This window comes from Haloferula chungangensis (assembly GCF_042664875.1).
Taxonomy (GTDB): Bacteria; Verrucomicrobiota; Verrucomicrobiia; order Verrucomicrobiales; family Akkermansiaceae; genus Haloferula; species Haloferula chungangensis.
The window spans coordinates 41,048-59,572 of the sequence record NZ_JBHTBS010000006.1 but is presented as its reverse complement, the minus strand read 5'-3'; the positions used below and the strand labels follow the sequence as shown (position 1 = coordinate 59,572).

The 18,525-nt window shown below is 61.0% G+C and carries 18 protein-coding genes; 12 read left to right on the top strand and 6 right to left on the bottom strand.

Going from position 1 to position 18,525, the window contains the following annotated elements:
- Positions 1-21 precede the first annotated feature (21 nt).
- Positions 22-2,172 carry a TonB-dependent receptor plug domain-containing protein gene (locus tag ACFQY0_RS12340; RefSeq protein ID WP_379712787.1) on the bottom strand — a complete coding sequence of 717 codons (2,151 nt, stop codon included), beginning with the start codon at positions 2,170-2,172 and terminating at the stop codon, positions 22-24.
- A 92-nt stretch (positions 2,173-2,264) separates the two neighbouring features.
- On the opposite strand from ACFQY0_RS12340, the gene ACFQY0_RS12335 reads away from it, so the two are divergent.
- Positions 2,265-3,620 carry a sensor histidine kinase gene (locus ACFQY0_RS12335; protein WP_379712785.1) on the top strand — a complete coding sequence of 452 codons (1,356 nt, stop codon included), beginning with the start codon at positions 2,265-2,267 and terminating at the stop codon, positions 3,618-3,620.
- A 1-nt stretch (position 3,621) separates the two neighbouring features.
- Positions 3,622-4,917, top strand: coding sequence for a sigma-54-dependent transcriptional regulator (locus tag ACFQY0_RS12330; protein WP_379712783.1), 1,296 nt, complete (start codon positions 3,622-3,624; stop codon positions 4,915-4,917).
- Here the strand turns inward: ACFQY0_RS12330 and ACFQY0_RS12325 are convergent.
- Genes ACFQY0_RS12325 through ACFQY0_RS12315 form a run of 3 tightly spaced genes read right to left on the bottom strand, consistent with a single transcriptional unit; the run spans position 4,914 to position 7,188 of the window.
- Positions 4,914-5,342: a hypothetical protein gene (locus tag ACFQY0_RS12325; RefSeq protein ID WP_379712781.1), complete on the bottom strand. Its 429-nt coding sequence runs from the start codon at positions 5,340-5,342 to the stop codon at positions 4,914-4,916. The two genes, ACFQY0_RS12330 and ACFQY0_RS12325, sit on opposite strands and share 4 nt — an antisense overlap.
- A 3-nt stretch (positions 5,343-5,345) precedes the next feature.
- Complete coding sequence (locus ACFQY0_RS12320; RefSeq protein ID WP_379712779.1) at positions 5,346-6,122, bottom strand: S1 family peptidase; 777 nt, start codon at positions 6,120-6,122, stop codon at positions 5,346-5,348.
- Between the two features lie 34 nt (positions 6,123-6,156).
- Entirely contained in the window at positions 6,157-7,188 is a 1,032-nt protein-coding gene (locus ACFQY0_RS12315; protein WP_379712777.1) for an A/G-specific adenine glycosylase, read from the bottom strand.
- A 99-nt stretch (positions 7,189-7,287) separates the two neighbouring features.
- On the opposite strand from ACFQY0_RS12315, the gene rnhC reads away from it, so the two are divergent.
- The 8 genes from rnhC (at position 7,288) to thrC (ending at position 14,123) form a co-directional block, all read left to right on the top strand.
- The gene (gene rnhC / locus ACFQY0_RS12310; protein ID WP_379712775.1) at positions 7,288-8,229 is read left to right on the top strand and encodes a ribonuclease HIII; all 942 of its coding nucleotides are present in this window, start codon (positions 7,288-7,290) and stop codon (positions 8,227-8,229) included.
- A 100-nt stretch (positions 8,230-8,329) separates the two neighbouring features.
- Complete coding sequence (locus tag ACFQY0_RS12305) at positions 8,330-8,650, top strand: HU family DNA-binding protein (protein WP_379712773.1); 321 nt, start codon at positions 8,330-8,332, stop codon at positions 8,648-8,650.
- A 119-nt stretch (positions 8,651-8,769) separates the two neighbouring features.
- Positions 8,770-9,366: a hypothetical protein gene (locus ACFQY0_RS12300; protein ID WP_379712771.1), complete on the top strand. Its 597-nt coding sequence runs from the start codon at positions 8,770-8,772 to the stop codon at positions 9,364-9,366.
- A gap of 43 nt (positions 9,367-9,409) precedes the next feature.
- Positions 9,410-10,105 (top strand): SHD1 domain-containing protein, encoded by a 696-nt coding sequence (locus ACFQY0_RS12295; RefSeq protein ID WP_379712769.1) that lies wholly within the window; start codon positions 9,410-9,412, stop codon positions 10,103-10,105.
- Positions 10,106-10,131: 26 nt separating this feature from the next.
- Complete coding sequence (locus tag ACFQY0_RS12290; protein ID WP_379712767.1) at positions 10,132-10,635, top strand: septal ring lytic transglycosylase RlpA family protein; 504 nt, start codon at positions 10,132-10,134, stop codon at positions 10,633-10,635.
- An 82-nt stretch (positions 10,636-10,717) separates the two neighbouring features.
- Entirely contained in the window at positions 10,718-11,719 is a 1,002-nt protein-coding gene (gene ahr / locus ACFQY0_RS12285) for an NADPH-dependent aldehyde reductase Ahr (protein ID WP_379712765.1), read from the top strand.
- Positions 11,720-11,796: 77 nt separating this feature from the next.
- Entirely contained in the window at positions 11,797-12,762 is a 966-nt protein-coding gene (locus ACFQY0_RS12280) for a homoserine kinase (RefSeq protein WP_379712763.1), read from the top strand.
- 65 nt (positions 12,763-12,827) lie between these two features.
- Positions 12,828-14,123, top strand: a complete 1,296-nt coding sequence (thrC, locus tag ACFQY0_RS12275; protein WP_379712760.1) for a threonine synthase — start codon at positions 12,828-12,830, stop codon at positions 14,121-14,123.
- 219 nt (positions 14,124-14,342) lie between these two features.
- Here the strand turns inward: thrC and ACFQY0_RS12270 are convergent, their stop codons facing one another.
- Together ACFQY0_RS12270 and ACFQY0_RS12265 are read right to left on the bottom strand one after the other, a co-directional pair.
- On the bottom strand, positions 14,343-15,083 hold the full coding sequence (locus ACFQY0_RS12270) for a hypothetical protein (protein ID WP_379712758.1): 741 nt from the start codon (positions 15,081-15,083) through the stop codon (positions 14,343-14,345).
- A 243-nt stretch (positions 15,084-15,326) separates the two neighbouring features.
- On the bottom strand, positions 15,327-16,037 hold the full coding sequence (locus ACFQY0_RS12265; RefSeq protein WP_379712756.1) for an N-acetylmuramoyl-L-alanine amidase family protein: 711 nt from the start codon (positions 16,035-16,037) through the stop codon (positions 15,327-15,329).
- A 121-nt stretch (positions 16,038-16,158) separates the two neighbouring features.
- Between ACFQY0_RS12265 and ACFQY0_RS12260 the strand changes: the two genes are divergently transcribed.
- Together ACFQY0_RS12260 and sppA are read left to right on the top strand one after the other, a co-directional pair.
- Positions 16,159-16,632, top strand: coding sequence for a nucleoside deaminase (locus tag ACFQY0_RS12260; RefSeq protein ID WP_379712754.1), 474 nt, complete (start codon positions 16,159-16,161; stop codon positions 16,630-16,632).
- A gap of 105 nt (positions 16,633-16,737) precedes the next feature.
- Positions 16,738-18,510, top strand: coding sequence for a signal peptide peptidase SppA (sppA, locus tag ACFQY0_RS12255; protein WP_379712752.1), 1,773 nt, complete (start codon positions 16,738-16,740; stop codon positions 18,508-18,510).
- Positions 18,511-18,525: the final 15 nt, after the last annotated feature.

The window sequence follows — 18,525 nt, the reverse complement described above, 5'->3', positions numbered from 1 at the left end:
TCCCCTGCCTCTGGCAACTCCCTACCAGCTCAGTTTTGCGCCCACGATGGCATTGAAGCCCGGTTCGTTCTGGCCCGAGCCGTGAATGCGATAGTCCACATCCGTCAGGTTCTCCAAACCACAGGTCAGCTCAAGATTGTCCGTCGCCTGCCAGCCGGCGTGCAGCATCGCCACGACATAGCCCGGCGTCCCTCCCGAAGGAATCCGCTGATTGTCCGCCCGATCCGATGCCGTCAGCTTGTCCTGCTCGCAGGCTGCCAGCACGCGACCTTCGACCCACAGTCGGTCCGATGAATGCGTCCAGCGCAGGGCAAGCGATCCGCTCAGGGGCAGCAATCGCGATACCGGCTCCTCAACCAGCGGTCCTCCGAAGAATGCAGGCGTTTCAGTTTCTCCATCCTGCCAGGCGACAAAGCCCGAAAGCGTCCAACCCGGCGTGAACTCCCAGGCCCCTTCCAGCTCGATGCCGTAAATGTAGCCATCCTCGCCATTGGTGGTGACGCTTGTCGACGAGCCCGCAGCCGTCGGAACACTGGTGATTGTATCGCTGATGTCGGTGTAAAAGACCGCCGCATTGAAATAGCGGTCATCCGTGGTGTAGCGCCCGCCGATTTCCCATGTGACGAACTCCTCGGGCTCCACTCCCACGGATCCAAGTGTTGGCGTTCCCGAGCGGGTTGTTAGATTGCCTGATAGGTCGTTCAGGTTCGGTGCCCGGAAAGCCTGGGAAACGCCACCGTAGAGATTCCAGCAATCATTGATCCGGTAAAGCGCCCGCAACGAGGCGGTGAAGTCATCCCAGTGCTGCGTCGCCCCAAAAAGATCGCCCCCCGCCGCCGGATCATAATAACGGCCGAGCTCGGCTTCCGCATAGGTGTAGCGACCGCCAGCAGTCAGCTCGAACCGCTCGGTCGGCCGCCACACATACTGCGCAAAAGCACCGAAAAGATCATAGGAGGAATCGTCCGCCACCGGGCGGAAACTCGGATCATACACCATGCCCGCTCCACGATCACGATAGCCCGACGAGTCCACCGAGTCGTGATAGTAGTCGAGCCCGTAAACCAGATCGCCGTCAGCCAGCGGCGATTCAAATGACAGGTCGAAGCCGAGTGTATCCACCTCAGCGATTTGATAGCGGCGGTCCACCCGCGCGACCGCACTCCGGTCCTGCGACTCGCTGTCGCGGCCGGTCTGATAGGAAATCGTTGCCGACCAGTTCGAAATCCATGCCGACTCGTCCGGATTCTCGCCGGCCACACGGATGTAGGTCAGCGAGCGCTCCTGGTCATAGATTCGCGATTTGTAAGTCCCCGGCGCCGCCACGTGGCCGTCGTGCTGCCAGCCCGGATTGTAAATCGTCGAGTGCCAGCGCCAGATACCATCCTGGTTCACGTTCTGATGGACGAAGGTCAGCGTCGTGTCCGGATTCAACGCCATGTCGAACCGCAGATCGAGGTCCTGTTCCGGATAGCCGGTGTTGGTCATCAGGCCGACACCTGAGTCGCGGATGTCGCCGAACTCCTTGCCGGTCACCCCAAGCAGCACGCCGAATTTCTCACCCACGCCGAATGAGGTCTCGAGCCGTCCGATGTGCGACCCGTCACCATTACTACGAAACTCATAGTAGCCGGAGCCGTGGTTGAAAAATTGGCCGGCCTCCTCGAATTCGAAACCCGACGATTTGCTGAAGGCATTCAGCGTGCCGCCCACCGCATCCGACCCGTAGAGCACCGAACCCTGACTTTTGATCAACTCAATGCGGTCGAGCGAATAAGGATCAACCGTGTTCCAATACTGCACCGGACCACCCCGATAGAGCGAGTTGTTGAGCCGCACTCCGTCGACAAGCAGCAGGTTCTGCCGTCCGGTGAAGCCGCGGATGAAGGGCGAGCCGTGACCGTAAGCCGTCTTCTGCACCAGCACACCCGGCGTGAACTGGAGAGCGTCGGGCAAGGTCCGGCTGCTGTTGTCTTCAATGAAAGCCTCGGTGATCACCTCCACGGTGTAGGGCGTGTCCATGAGGCTTTCCTCGATCCTCCCCGCCGTCACAATGGTCGGATCCAGCTCCTCGAGCTCTTCGGGAGCCGCTTTCAGAACTGTGCTGGCTCCGACGACGAGTGAGAGGAAAAGAAAGGGCGTCTGGCGGCGTGAACTCATGGATGTCTTCATGCCCGGATGAACGAAGATCGCGCAACAAAGCTGAGACCGATTGTTCAAAAACCTTCCAAATGGCCAATTTTTATCCATAAAGCCGCTCAGATTTGAGCAAAACACCACCAAATCCCGCGATTGATCCCCGCAGCCGGGGCGGGCTATTCCGTCGCTTCATCGTGCCGCAGGTTCTGATCGCGACCGCCGCCGGAGCCCTCGCCCTCCTCTGGGCGGCGAGCCAGCAGCGCCAGCAGGCCCACGAGCGGCTTGCCGAAGTGGCGGAAGCCAATGCGCTCTTCCTCACGAATCTGAAGCTCCCGAGATCCTGGCAACTCGCGGATAGTCTTTCGCAGGTCACGAACTCGAAGGTCGCTTTCTTTCTGCCCGACGAAGGCCTTGTCGTCGGACACGGCTGGACGACGGAAGAACGAGCGGTCGCAGCACTCGCCCGCGAGCTCGAGCCGACGCTTGCCCGCATCGGCGAACATCACGCCCTGATGCGTGCCATTCCCGATGGGCGTGGGTCGATTGTCGTCGTCGAACCGGTCGGCCCTCTCTTCGATTTTTCCCGCAGTTCGTCGCTCGTCCCGCTGCTCGGCATGACATTGCTCGCCGTCGCCGCCGCCTTTCTCATCGCGCGCTCGGTCGTCCGCCCGCTACAGACCCTCGCCGAGCACGGCTTCTCGGCTCCCGCCGAAAAAGGCCACGAACTTCCTGCCCGGCTCACCGCCCGTCACGATGAGATCGGTATTCTGGCACGCACTCTCGAGCAGCAGCGCAGCGAGCTGTTAGACGAGCAGGCACGGCGTCGGAACTCGGAGAAAATGGCGCTGCTCGGGCAGCTTGCCACCTCGCTCGCCCACGAGATCAAGAACCCGGCCGCAGCGATCATCATGCACGCCCGGAATCTCGAGGCGCAGCAAGACCGTGGCGAGGGTCGGCTGATCCGCGAAGAGGGCGAGCACATCACCGCGCTCGTCAACCAATGGCTCTTCGTCGCGAAACCGAAAGCGCCAAGAAGCTCCGAAACCGACCTCGTCCAGCTGCTACGTTCGTTGAAAAGCAGGCTCGCCCCGCTGCTCGACTTCCACCGTTGCAGGCTTGAGCTCCAGCTTCCGGAGTCCCTGATCATTTCCTGCGACACCCAGCGCCTCGAGCAGGTCTTCCGGAATCTCATCGACAACGCCATCAAGGCCATGCCGGAAGGCGGCACCGTCACGCTGGAAATGGAGCAGACGGACGAGAGCTCGGTTGTCTTCCACGTTCTCGACGAGGGACCGGGATTCTCCGCGCAGGCACTCGCGCACTTCGGCGAAACCTTCTATTCCGAACGGGAAGGCGGCATGGGTCTCGGTCTGGCCCTCGCCAGCGGCGTTGTCCGCGCCCAGGGCGGAACCCTCACCGCCCGCAACCTCAAGGATGGTGGCGCCTGTGTCACCGGCACCCTGAACACGCGACCGATCTAACATGCCCGCCTCCCTGCTCATCGTTGAAGACCATCACGCCCTCGCCGTGGCGATCGCCGCCGGTGCCGAACGCTGCGGCCTGACGACCAGTTTCGCGCCCACCCTTGCCCGGGCACGAGAACTACTACGCTCCCACGAGTTCACCGGCATCCTGCTCGACATCGGCCTGCCCGATGGGCATGGCCTCGAACTCATCGAGGGCTGGGACTTTCCCCACAAACCCGAAATCGCCGTCGTCACCGCCCACGGCGAGATCGAGAACGCCATCGCCGCGAGGAAATTGGGGATCGCCCGCTTCTTCGACAAGCCCGTCGATTTCGAAGAGCTTCAATCCTTTTTCCAGTCTCTAACAATATCCACCGGGCCGGAAGTGTCGCCCCGACCCGATGAGAACAGGGCGAGCACCTTCGTCGGAGCTTCGCCCGCCATGCGTCCGGTCTTCCGCCAGATCGCCCACGCCTGCGCGTCCGATCAAGCCGTCGTCATCCGGGGTGCCGCCGGCACGGGAAAATCCCACGTCGCCCGGATCATTCAGCAGAGCAGCAGCTCCCTTCCTCCCAGGCCGATCCTCCATGCTTCCGCACTTCTGGATGAGAGCGAACTGGCAAATGCCGTCACCGAGGCCCGGGAGAGCGCGCTGATCATCGAATCCATCTCCGCTCTCTCCTCCCAGCTCCAAGCCCTGCTTGCCCGGACCCTCGATCAGCTCGGCAAGCAAGCCCCGCGGCTGATCGTCACGACCGGTGAAGAAGGACTCCTCAAGCAAGTCGCCGACGGGCGCTTCGACCAGGACCTCTACTACCGACTTCAGATCCTCGAGGTTTCCCTTCCTCCTCTAAAAGAACGTCTCGACGACCTGCCCGCGCTCAGCGCCTGCTTTCTCGGCGAACTCGATGCCAGCATCAGCACCCGCCTCGACGAAAGTGTGCTCGACACCTTCACCCAGTATGACTGGCCGGGAAACCTGCGCGAGCTTCACAACGTCATCAACTACGCCATTATCACCAGCGGCGGCGCGCCGCTCATCACCCGACAGTTCATCCCCGAGCACCTCGCCGGCATTCCCCGGCACCATGCGAAGGACGGCGCTCTTTCCCACGCCCTGGAGTTCTGGGTCGATCGAAAGCTTGAAGAGCCACTGAGCTACAAGGACATCAGCGCCGACCTCGAAGGCCTGCTCCTGCGGATTCTTCTCCGCCGCTTTGAAGGGAAACAATCCCACCTCGCCGCCGCCCTTTCGATCAATCGCTCGACTCTCAGGAAAAAGCTGCGAAACGACGAGCCCCCCGTCGGTTAGGGCATCAGCAGGCGGCCCGACGCAATCCCGGAATCCGCCGTGTGAATCGAGTTCTCCTTCAGCTCCTGAAGCAACTCGGTCTCCTTCTTCGTCATCGGATAGGGCCCGGCGAACTCCATCCTCTGCTGGCTCCCACGCCATGATCGGCAGGCAAAGGCATTTCTCGAATCGAGGTAATAGAGGATCATGTACTGCCGGGAATCACTCGAAGTCTCAGCGATGAAATCCGGTTCGCCGCTCGAATTCAGAAAGCTCGCGAAGTCCGGATGGGCCGCGGCCTGATAGACAATGCGCTTGTGTCCCAGCGTTTCAGGGTCCCGCCTAACAAGCATGATCCGATCCTGCGCGGCACGTTCCGACCAATGCCTGCCGTCCCCGCAGGAAACGAGCATCAGAGGAACCAAAAGCAGGGCGAAAAGCTTCATCGGTCAGGGAGATACGCGATGGCTGGCATTCTTTTTCCGATCGCGTGCGATCATCGCCATCAACTTCCCGACATTCGGTCGGTTCGCCTCGGATTCAATGAAAAAGGCCGTCTCCAATGGCACCAGGAATTCGACCGCCGAGTTCACCCCGACCAGCATGCCGCGACCATCGACGACCGGGCCGCCACTATCACCTGGCTCGAGGGGGATGTCGTGCTTGAAGCGACGAGGTCCGGAAAACGGTGTCTCCGGAGGGATGCCGGTGATCAGTTTTCCCGAGGAACTCTTGAAACCCGTCGCAATTCCGGCGTGCATCACCGGCGTGGCTCGCGGCACCCAGGCATTGGTCGGCGTCCACTGGTAGTGGTCAGGCGTATCGATCGGCGCATGCAGCACCGCCAGATCACTGCTCGCCGATCGCCAGACAATCCGCGCCTTGGTCGCTCCGAGACGACCCGAGCGGCCATAGATCACGAAGACGTTCCGATCATCCGAAGAGGCCAGCACGTGGTCTGCCGTTAGAAAGTAGCCGTCTGCCGTGATCGGGATGGCCGAGCCACCGTCCGCATCATCCGGAGCGTCGCCTCTCGTGAAACGACTGCCGACCCATTGGTCCACGTCCCTTTCAGAAGACACCACGATCGCCGTCAGCCGCATGGCCGCCGTGCGATACACCTCACGGCTCGGCGGAATCGGATTGGCCGCCGGCTGCGGAGGAGTGCAGCTTGAAAAAACCACAAGCCCCAAGCCCAAAGACATCAATGCTAACCAGCGGCTCATGTGGGCGCAAGATAAGCAGAGGATCGCCCGCTGCTCACGCGATTTCTTCTCCATCGCCCAAGACCGCTGCCAATGCCGCGCGATCTGCCGGTGGCATCACCAACTCCGCCACCTCATCCAGCGAGTGCCAGACCTCACCCGCCCTCTCTTTTAATCCCTCGTCGCCATGCACGTGAAGCGTCACCCGGTAGCGGGTGATTCCATACTTCCGCTGATGGAGCAGCGCCCAGCATGCGATTTCGTCCGCCGGGCGTTCCGGCAATCGCCACATCCCCGAACGCCGTCCTCCCTCTAACTTCTTCAACAGCACGCGGCCGTTTCTCTCCGCGAAAACCACATGCTCATCGAGCGCCGTCACCTTCACCCGCCTGCCCTTCTTCGGCAGCTCGGCCGGGCTCCGCGTGCGACAGAATTTCGAAACCGGGCACTCGAGACAATCCGGCTGACCGGTCCGGCAATGCGTCTGCCCGAGCTCCATCAGCGCCGAATTGTAGGCCCGCGGGTGCGCCTGATCCAACAACTCCTCCGCCCACGTCCACAGCTGCTTCTGCGCCTTTCCTCCATCGATCTCCCCGGAAAAATCCATCAGCCGTGATAGCACCCGTGCCACATTCCCATCGACCAGCGGCTGCGCTTCGTCGAAGGCAAACGACATCACCGCTCCCGCCGTGTAGCGGCCCACTCCCGGCAGACCCAACACCGCCGCATGATCCCGGGGAAACGCGCCGGCGTGGTCCCTTTCGACCACCCGCGCCGCCTCGCGCAGCATCCGCGCTCTTCGATAATATCCCAGACCCTCCCAAGCCTTCAGCAACTCATCATCCTCCGCCGCCGCCAGCGCCCGCGTATCCGGAAATTTCTCCATGAAGCGTGCATAAAAACCGCGCCCCAACACCGTCGCGATCTGCGTCTGCTGCAGCATCACCTCGGAAACCAGGATCGCGTAGGCATCCTGTGTCCGCCGCCAGGGATAATCCTTCCCCTGCGATTCAAACCATGCCCGCAGCGCCCGCCGAAACCCATCCGGATCTTCCAGAGCATCGTTTTCGCAGCGCGGCTTGAGCATGCACGGACCCTGTCCCAGAAACGCCAGATGGGAAGAACGGGATGAATGGAATGACCCAAAATCCTACCCATCCTGTCGATCCTGGTCCTAAATCACAGCGTGCCCGTCACCTCCCACACCGTCGTCCTCACCCCCGACCAGGCGGAAAAGCTGCGCGCCATCCTCGAACGCGACCACTTTGAGTTCATCGAAAAACCCTACACCCTCTTCGCCGGCAAAAAGGGCAAGCTCAACGTCTCCGTCTATCAGAAAGGCCCCAAGGTGCTTGTTCAGGGAAAGGAGACCGAGGACTTCGTCAAGTTCACCCTCGAGCCGGAGGTCATCGGCGAAGCCCGGCTCGGCTACGAAGAAGTCCATCAGCCCGACATGTTCGAGCCGCACTTCGGCATCGACGAAAGCGGCAAGGGCGACTTCTTCGGCCCGCTCGTCATTGCCGGCGTCTACACCGATGCGTCCATCGCCCGCGCTCTCATGGAGCTCGGCATCATGGACTCCAAACGCATCAGCTCCGCCAAGCGGATCCGTGAGCTATCCGCCAAAATCCGCAGCGTCCCCGGCATCGCCAGCTCCATCGTCGCCATCGGCCCCGAGCGATACAACGAGCTTTTTCCGAAATTCCGCAACCTCAACCGCATGCTCGCCTGGGGCCACGCCCGCGTCATCGCCAACCTCGCCAGGGAGCGCCCCGACTGCCCCCGCACCCTCTCCGACCAATTCGCCCAGCCCGAGCTCCTCGCCCGCGCTCTGAAGAAGGAGCATGTCACCATCGAACTCGAGCAACGGACGAAAGGGGAATCCGATATCGCCGTCGCCGCCGCCTCCATCCTCGCCCGCGAACGTTTCGTCGACTGGATCGATAAAACCTCCGCTGCCGGAGGCGTCATTTTACCCCTCGGAGCCTCCGACGCCGTGATCGAAGCAGGCAAGCAGGTCATTGAGCGTCATGGACCCGCAGCGCTTGGAAAGGTCGGCAAGCTGCATTTCCGGACTTCCTCGAGGATTCTCGGTCATCCCGATCCCGATGGCACGGAATCCGCATGATGGAGTTGCGACGAAAACGAATTTTTAACGGGACAAACGTCGCCGCCTATGGTCTCAAACCCCCGCGCCGGATTCGAATCCGTCCCACCCTCTCACACCCATGGCTACTGTCACCAAACGCGAGCTCGTCGTCAAAATCAGCAATGAAACGGGTCTGACCCAGCAACAGGTCTTCGATGTCATTCAGAAGACTCTCGATTCGATTACTGACTCGCTTTCCAACGGAGACACCGTCGTCATGCGCAACTTTGGCGCCTTCCAGGTGAAGGAAACCAAAGCCAAAATCGGCCGCAACCCCAAGGATCCCGGCAAAGATGTGCCGATCCCTGCCCGCGCCGTCGTCAAATTCAAGCCCGGCAAGGAGATGAAGGAAAAAGTTTCCACCACCCTCGCCCTCATCCGCGAGCGCGAGGCGAAATAAGCAAGTCGCCCTTCCCCCAAGCGCCATCGGAGGGATGGCGACTTTCCGGTCGCGCCCCGCTCCAATCACCTTCCAACTTTGGAAGTGCCGACCCGCTGGATTTCCGTCTATCTAGCAGCGTGTCGGTCAAAGTCACCAAAGTCGCCTGCCAAAGTTGCGGCGCCAATCTCAGCCTCGACGAATCCATCCGCTTCGTCACCTGCGGTTACTGTTCCGCCCAGCTTGAGATCGTCCACGACCGTTCGACGATCCATTCCAAGATCCTCAACGAGGTCATCAAACGTCAGGACGCCGTCGAACAAGAACTGCGCATCCTCCGTTTGGAAAAGAAGATCCAGCGCCTCGAAAGTGAGTGGGAAAACTTCCGCCAGCGGGTCTGCTCCAAGGACCGTCAGGGAAACCTGGTCGAACCGAATCGATACAGCCCCGCCATCATGGGCGTCTGCGCGTGGACCCTCGGACTGATCATCATCGTTGCTTCCGGACCAAACGAGCAATGGCTCGGACTGATCATCGGACTGGCCATCCTGATCGTCAGCTACTTTGTCACCAGACACGGCATCCGCCGCGCCAAGGAGTTCGCCGCCATGCGCAGCCGCTACCTCCACAAGCGCACCCAGCTCAAAAACGAACTCTCCAGCGTCGAACGCCGCCTCCGTTTCAGCCCCATGAAACGAAGCGGCAAACCGGGCCGACGAGGAAGGCCCCACCCCTGACTGCCTCATTGACGTGCCACCCAAAATCTGGGATGGAATAGGAATGACTCTAAAAGTGATTCTTCTCGGTCTTCTCGTTTCCGGAATCGCCGCCGCCCAGAAGGTGCCCAAAGGTACCTACAACGCCAGCCAGTACGCCGAAGCGAAAGCCGAAGCCGCGAAAGAGGGAAAAAACATCGCCGTGATCTACACGGAAATCGACAGCTCCTGCCCAAAATGCCGATTCGGTAACGAGACCGCCTTCAAGGAAATGCGCTCCGACTACGTTCTCGTCCTCGAGGATAAAGGTAGCAAATCCGAAACCGGTGCCCTCCCAGAGGACATCAAGCAGAAGACTTATGTGACCTACAAAGAAAAGGGGAACGTCATCCCCATCATCACGGTCTTCGCCCCTCAAACTGACGCCGTCCTCAGCGGCGCCTGCTACAAACAGATCTCTGCCGATGAGCGCAAGTGGCTGAAAAACGTTGAACAGGAAATCGCCTCCAAACCCGCCGAAGAAACTCCAGAGGGTCGCCCGGATAGCAACACGGAAGAAGCCAATCGATCCTCGGCAACCCAGTGCGATCCCGATGGCATTCGCGAATGGACCGACACCCTCGGCCGCACGATGAAGGCCTCTTTCGTCCATGCCGACGACATGACCGCCACCTTCAAGCTCGCGAACGGAAAGCAAGTGGACCTCCCCCTGACCAAGCTCTCCAAGGAAAGCAGAGATGCGATTGAGGAGTGTCGCTAGCTCCCAGATTGAGCTACCATCCCCGCGTGCAGAAGATCCTGTCCGCCCTCCTGGCCCTCGCCGTCGTTTCCTGCGCCCACCCGCGCGGAAATTACAAAGGCTACAAGAACGCCACCTACACCGTCCGAGGCCAGACCTATCACCCGATGAGTGTCGACGAGGCGATCTACTATCAGGACGTCGGCACCGCCTCGTGGTTCAATGAATCGAAGTTTTTCGGACTGAAAAGAGGCGACACGGCGATCGGCGAGAAAGTCATGCCGTGGCACAAGATCGCCGCCCACAAGACCCTTCCCCTTCCCTGCGTCGTCAAGGTCACCAACCTTTCAAACGGCAAATCCGTCAAGTGCCGCGTCAACGACCGCGGACCCTACATCGGCGATCGCATCATCGACCTCTCCCCCCGCGCCGCGAAGAAAATCGGTTTCTACGATCAAGGTCTCACCACGGTTGAGGTCGAAGTCCTCTCGGTCGGCGACGGCAAATACAAGAGGAAGAAGCCAAAGAAGTGGTTCTTCGGGCTATTCTGAGTCGCGACTTCGACGATTGTTTGACTATTCTCCAGCCCGGCGTCCCTTGGCCGGGAGTCTCAGCAAACACCCCATACCGATCATGATCAACGCCTACGCCGCCACCGAAGCAGGAGGAAAACTCTCACCCTTTCAATACGATCCCGGCGAGCTCGCTCCCGATCAGGTGGAGATCGATGTCGCCCACTGCGGCATTTGTCACAGCGACCTGAGCATGCTCAACAATGAATGGGGGATTTCCCAGTATCCGCTCGTCCCCGGACATGAAGTCGTCGGAACCGTCGCCGCCACCGGCGACATGGTCACCCACCTCAAGCCGGGTCAAAAGGTCGGGCTCGGCTGGCACTCGGGATACTGCATGAGCTGCAGACCCTGCGTTTCGGGCGACCACAACCTCTGCCCGGATTCCGAACCGACCATTGTCGGCCACCACGGCGGATTCGCCGACAAGGTCCGCGCCAAGGCACCGGCCGTCATCCCTCTGCCTGACGGACTCGACTTCATCAGCGCCGGCCCCCTCCTTTGCGGCGGCATCACTGTTTTCAATCCGCTCGTCCAATTCGACATCCCGCCCACCGCCGAGGTCGCCGTCGTGGGAATCGGGGGACTCGGCCACATGGCTCTCGCCTTCCTCAATGCCTGGGGATGCAAGGTGACCGCCTTCACCTCCAGCGAGGCCAAACGCGAAGAAGCGCTCAAACTCGGCGCCCACGAAACGATCAACTCACGCGATTCCAGCGAAATCAAAGCCGCTGCCGGCCGATTCGACCTCGTGCTTTCCACCGTAAACGTCGCCCTCGATTGGCCGAATTTTCTCGGAACCCTCGCGCCGAAAGGCCGCTTCCATTTCCTCGGAGCCACCATCGAACCGATCTCCGTCGACATCATGCCGATGCTGTTCGGCCAGCACTCCATTTCCGCCTCGCCCGTCGGCAGCCCGGCGACCATCGCCCAGATGCTCGATTTCGCCGCACGCCACGACATCCGACCCGTCATCGAGAAGTTCCGCTTCGATCAGATCAACGAAGCCATCGAGCACCTCGAAAAAGGCGACGCACGCTACCGCATCGTTCTCAGCCACTGAAGCTCCACGGAAGAAGCATTTCCCGACGCGGACTAGCCATCGACAAGCGGGCGGGCGGCTGCTAGACAGCCCGCCCCATGCTCAAGGAAGCCGTTCAGGAAGTCCGCGTTTTCGCACCCGCCACCGTCGCCAATGTTGCCTGCGGCTACGACGTGCTCGGATTCGCCATTGATTCGCCCGGCGACGAAGTCGTCGTCCGCCACAGCTCGAAGCCCGGTCTCCACATCACCGCCATCACCGGTGACGACGGCAAGCTTCCCAAGGCCCCCGAGAAGAACACCGCTGGCGTCGCCGCTCTCGACCTGCTCAAGCACCTCGGCATGACCGACCGCGGGATCGAGATGGAGATTCACAAGAAGATGCCCTTCGGCTCGGGACTCGGCTCCTCCGCCGCCTCCGCCGTTGCCGGCGCCTACGCCATCAACTGCCTGATCGGCGAGCCGCTTTCCAAGAAGCAGCTCCTCCCCTTCGCCATGGCCGGAGAAGCCTCCGCCGATGGTGCCTGGCACGCCGACAACGTGGGCCCCTGCCTGCTCGGCGGCATCGTCTTCATCCGCGACAACGAAGAACTCGACCTCGCCCAGATCGCCGCGCCCGACAACCTCTGGGCCGCCGTCGTCCACCCCGACATCGAGATTCTAACCAAGGTCGCCCGCGAAATCCTTCCCAAGGAGATTCCCCTTCAAAATGCCACCCAGCAGATCGGCAACCTCGGCGGCCTGCTCTGCGGCCTGATCCAGTCCGACTACGGCCTCATCTCGCGCTCGATCCACGATGTCATCGCCGAACCGCGACGCCAGAAACTCATCCCCGAGTTTTATAAAGCGAAGCGTGCCGCGCTTTCCGCCGGAGCTCTCGGTTTCTCCATCTCCGGCGCCGGCCCTTCCGTTTTCGCCCTCTGCGAAGGCGAGGAAAGCGCCAGAAAAGTCGCCGCCGTCGTCCAGAAGGTCTTCAGCGACATCAACCTCGAAAACCAATCCTACGTCTCCAAGATCAACCCCCGCGGCGTCCACGTCGTGGAAGAGAAAAACTCCAAGCCCTAAACTTCAAATCTCAAGCAAAAGGCCAACTTATAGCCTTCCGTTGAAATTTTGAGTTTAAAGTTTCCATGCTCTACCACTCCACCAACAACTCCGCCCACCGCGTCCCGCTCAAGGAAGCCATCCTACGCTCCCTCCCACCGGACAACGGCCTCTACATGCCGGACACCTTGCCGACCCTCGGCGCGGACTTCTGGAAAATCTGGCGTGAGCTTTCGTTTCAGGAAATCGGCTACGCCGTCGCCGAAGCCTTCTTCGGCGAAGATGTCCCCGAAGACGCCCTCTCGGAAATCGTCGACGGCACCCTCGAGTTCGATGCCCCGCTCGTCTCTCTAACACCTCAGGATCACATCCTCGAGCTCTTCCACGGCCCGACTCTCGCCTTCAAGGACTTCGGCGCGCGCTTCATGGCCCGCCTCATGGCGCATCTAACAAAAGACGAGGACCGCATGCTTACCGTGCTCGTCGCCACCTCCGGCGACACCGGTGGCGCCGTCGCCTCGGCCTTCCACAAGGTCCCCGGCACCCGCGTGATCATCCTTTATCCTAAAGGAAAAGTCTCCGGCCTGCAGGAAAAGCAGCTCACCGCCCTCGGCGGAAACATCAGCGCTCTGGAAATCGACGGCACCTTCGACGACTGCCAGCGCCTCGTGAAGTCCGCCTTCCTCGATCGCGAACTTTCCGAAAGCCTCAACCTCACCTCCGCGAACTCGATCAACCTCTCGCGGCTCGTCCCGCAGTCGTTCTACTACATCCATAGTGCCCGCCAGGTCGAAGCCGAGCCCGTCTTCGTCATCCCGAGTGGCAACTTTGGCAACCTCACCGCCGGCCTGCTCGCCCATCAGCTCGGGCTGCCCGTGAAGAAGTTCGTCGCCGCCACCAACATCAACGACGTCGTCCCCGCCTACCTCAAGAGCGGCGACTACCAACCGCGCCCGAGCCAGGCGACCATCTCGAACGCCATGGACGTCGGCGCCCCCTCGAACTTCGCCCGCATGAAAGCCCTCTTCGGCGACTCCTGGGACGCCATGCGCGGCAAGATCGAAGGCTACGCCTTCACCGACGAACAAACCCGCGCCGCCGTGCGCGAAGTGAAGTCCACTTTCGACTACAACATCGATCCCCACGGCGCCGTCGGCTGGCTCGCCGCCCAAGCCTGGCGGGAAGAGCATCCCGGCGATACCACCATCACCTTGGAAACCGCGCACCCGTCGAAGTTCCTCGATGTCATGGAACAGGAAATCGGAGCCGGCATCGTCGACATCCCCGAGCGCCTCGCCATCCTCGCCGACAAGGAAAAGGTCGCCCTCCCCATGCCCGCTGACGAAAAGATCTTCCGAGACCACCTCGTCTCCCAGGCCTGAACCGGCCCATCGCTTGGACTACCGACCGTAGTCCAGCACCTCCAAGGATTCATCGTACCCTCTCTCTGTCCCGAGAGGGACTACAGCTATTAGCGCGGGGTCGAGGAGCGGTAGCGACGACTACCCCGGGCCTGCAATCCATCGCATTCGCACCCTGAAAGGCGTGCCACCTGTCGGCCTCACCCTGGACGCCTGTCCCTAACAATTCGCCAGCCAAAGTCAGCGTTTGGTCCCTTTCTCCGGATGCCTCAAATCAATCACCGCATCCCCCCATACCGTATCCGGCCCCGTATCAAACAAGGTCTTCCCATGCCCCACAGAAACCTTCCCATCCGCCTTCCGAATCAACGGCGCTTCCACTGAGTTATCCAACCTCAGAATCACCGCCTTCTCCCCATGCGGCTTCGGCCAAAAGGTCTCCGTCCCGATCTTCATTGGCGTCGCCAGCACCGCCCGGCCTGGATTGCCACTGGTATTCTGCCCCTTGCCATCGAGCATGATGTAGCTGAATCCCACCTCGCCCGCCGCCAGCGCTTTTCCAACCGAGAGATTCTTGTCCGGTTTCCGAATCCCCTCCGGATGCAGGCCGTAAAAGATGTCCTCCGACTGAACCCCAAAAGCAATCAACTGCCGGAACATCGCATTCGCACTCGTCCCTGATAGATCCAACTTCGGCCTCAGCTCGGAAGCCTTGTCCACCTCCGCCCTCGTCTCCTCATCCGGAAACGATCCGAACTCCTGATCAAACTCTAACAAAGCCAGGCCCACCTGCTTCGCATGGTTGATCGCCTCCGTGCGATCTGCGGCCTTTCGGCATGTCATCGTCATCGGCGCCATCAGTCCAGCCAACACGAGAACCACGAACACCCCCGCCACGATCATCCCCCAGTTCCAGCCCTTCGACTTCTCGATCTTCTCATCGACGGGCTCCTTCTCGATCACTTCATCTTCTTCCTTCATCCTCCAGTTTCTATCCGGACGAGCTCAGAAAGTAAAACATCTCACCATTCGTTCACCGAAAATTCACACAGAGGGAGCGACGCCTCCGTCGCTCAAAGGGCTGATACCTTCGTAGCCCGGGACTCCATGTGGAATCAAACTCCTTCGCGGAAGGCCCTCGTGAAGACTCCACTCCAAATTGTTAGAAAGCCAATCGAGAGGGCATCCCTTGCGTAGCGGCGTGAGGGCGTGCCGACTCCCCCCTCACGAACCCGGCGCATCCGTCGGACGGCTCGGCGGCGCATTGATCGGCTTCGGCAATGGGCCCGTTCCCGAGTCACCCATCCGCTGCTGGTCAAGAATCGCCCCGGCAATGGCCGAAGCCAGTTTATCCCGATAGCCCGCCTCGTTGCACATCCGTGCCTCGGACGGATTGCTCAAATACCCGCACTCCACCAGAACGCTCGGGATGTTCGGGTTTCGCGTCAGACGCAGACGCCGACGCACCTGCCCCCGGCTGTCATGCGGTCGCGGCACGACCTTTTCCAAGCCACGCTGCATGCGCGTCGCCAGGCCATGACTATCCACCCGCCACCAGTACGTCTCTGGTCCTTTCAGGTGCGATGGCCCGGCATTGTAGTGAATGCTCACCAAAATCGCCCCATCCCGCTTGCTCGCCAAATCCACCCGATCATCCAGGTCCACAAAGTTGTCCCCGCTGCGCATCATCACCACCTTCACTTTGCCACCGAGCTTCTTGCGCACCCGGTCCGCCGTATCCAGTGCCAGTGCCTTCTCCTGCGCCCCCGTGGTCCGCGAAACCGCCCCGGGATCCTTTCCGCCGTGCCCCGCATCGAGAATCACCGTCGTGAAGCCCTTCGGTCCAGGCCGGTGCCCCCAGTAGTCCCGCTTGAAGCTCACCGTGTCCGCACCACCCCCACCCGACCCACAGCTGGTGACGAACAGGGCCAACATGAATATCGCCAAAATCTTGCGCATGTCCCAAGCCTCGCAGACCCACCCCCGATCTGACGAGCCGGAAGTCCGCGCATCGCCTGCTTCCCATCTTTCCCCCTCGCCCTATGCTTCAGCCATCATGAGCAGCGATTCCCCATTCATGCGACGCGCCATCGAGCTCGCCAGAAAAGGCATGACGGCCGGCCACGGCGGCCCCTTCGGCGCGGTCGTGGTGCGCGATGGTGAAATCATCGGCGAAGGCTGGAACCAGGTCCTCAGAAACAACGACCCTACCGCCCACGGTGAAGTCACCGCCATCCGCGATGCCTGCTCGAAAATAGACAACTTCCATTTAGCCGACTGCGAAATCCACACCACCGGCGAACCCTGCCCGATGTGCCTCGGCGCCATCTACTGGTCGCGCATCAGGCGGATCTACTACGGATTTAGTATCAAAGACGCCGCCGCCATTGGCTTCGATGATGTCGATTTTTACTCCGAACTGGTCCTTCCGGCCGAGAAGCGCTCCGTCCCTTCCCTGCAAAGCCACGCCGACGAAGCCCGAATCCTTCTCAGCGACTACAAGGCCATTCCCAATAGGTCCGGTTACTAGCCGCCTGGGAAGAACGCCGCACACTCGGCAATGCTCCCCTATTCCGCCCGCTCTTCGAAAATCCCCGGTGACAGGCCTCCGTTCCCGGGTAAGTCTCTCAGCATCATGATCAAGTCCCTCATTTCGCTCATCCTCGGCGTCACAATGTCGTTGGCATCCGCCGAATCCATCGTTGCGGTCTACGACCTTCAGGGTCCGCTAAGCGAAAGCGGCATGGCCGAGCCTTCGCTGCTGGCGATGGACCTCGAAGCCGACCGACCACTGACATTTTTCGACATTACCCGCAGCCTCCGACAAGCCGCCGCCGACCCCGAAGTCGGAGCCCTCGTCCTCGATATCGATGACGCCGACCTCCAACTTACCCAGCTCCAGGAAATCCGCAGCCATCTCCTCACCGCGCGCCAAGCCGGTAAGGACGTATGGCTTTACAGCGACGCGTACAACAACAGCACCGCCCTGCTCGGATCCGCTGCCAACCACTTCGTCCTGATGCCCGAGGCCGAGGTCTCCTTCGCCGGCATCAGTGCCGAGTCGATCTATCTCAAAGGCATGCTCGATAAGGCAGGTATCGCCGCCGATGTCATCCACATCGGTGACTTCAAGTGCATCGGAGAGGAACTCTACCGCAGCGGTCCCAGCGAGTTCGCGGAAAAGCAAACTCAGGAACTCATCGGCGGCATCTTCGATCAAATCACCGGCGACGTCGCCAAAGGCCGCCAAGTCCCCCGCGAAAAAGTGCTCTCGCTCATCGAGCGCGGCACCTTCACCGCTGAGGAGGCGAAGGAGGCGGGCCTGGTCGATGACCTGAAGTATCGCACCGATTTCAACAAGGAGCTGAAGGAGAAGTATGCCGACGCCGACATCGACGACGAGTATTCCCTCCCCGATCTCGACGGCCCGGAAATCGAAGGCATTTTCGATCTCTTCAAACTCATGATGAACTCCGGCAAGGAATCCCGGGCAGACGAGGATTACGTCGCAGTCGTCGCGCTCGAAGGCGCCATCACCTCTCAGAGCATCGCCCCCGTGCGCGCCGAGATCCTCAAGCTTCTGAAGGACAAACACGCCAAAGCCCTCGTCCTGCGTGTCAACTCCCCCGGCGGCTCCGCTCTTGCCAGCGAAGTTCTCTGGGAAGCCACCGACGAGTGGATGGCCGCCGACCGTCCTTTCGCCGTCTCGATGGGCGAAGTGGCCGCCAGCGGGGGCTACTATGTTTCTAGTGGAGCGGAACGCATCTTCGCCGAACCCGGCACCCTTACCGGATCAATCGGCGTCGTCGGCATGAAGTTCGTCATGGCCGGCGCCATGGAAAAGCTCGGCATCACCACTCACACCGTGCAGCGCGGCGAACACGCCGACGCCATGTCGATGAGCAAGCCTTTCTCCCCCGAGGAAAGCAAGCTCGTCCGGGAATCGATGCTCGATGTCTACGGCACCTTCAAAAAGCACATCACCGATGGCCGCGGCGATCGCCTTAACGGCGAACTCGAAAGCATGGCCGGCGGTCGCGTCTTCACCGGCACCAAAGCCCTCGAGCTCGGGCTCATCGATGAACTCGGCGGACTCTCCGACGCCATCGCCTGGGCCGCTGAGAAAGCTGAGATCGAAGATGGCAATGCCCAACTCAAGCCCGAGCCGACGAGCATGCTCGAAGGGCTCTTCTCCGAACCCGAAAAAATGACCGACGGTGAAATCGTCCGCATGGGAAGCAGCGCTTCACCCACCACCGCTGCCATCCGCAACGTCATCCGCGAAGCCGGTCTGAGCGCCCTTCCCTTACCCGCCCACGCCAGCATCGAACGCGCCTTCCAGCGCCTCGACTCCATCAGCGAATCAAAGATCCAGCTCATCGGCCCCGACTTGCAGCTTCGCTGGTAAACGCCTAATTCCCTC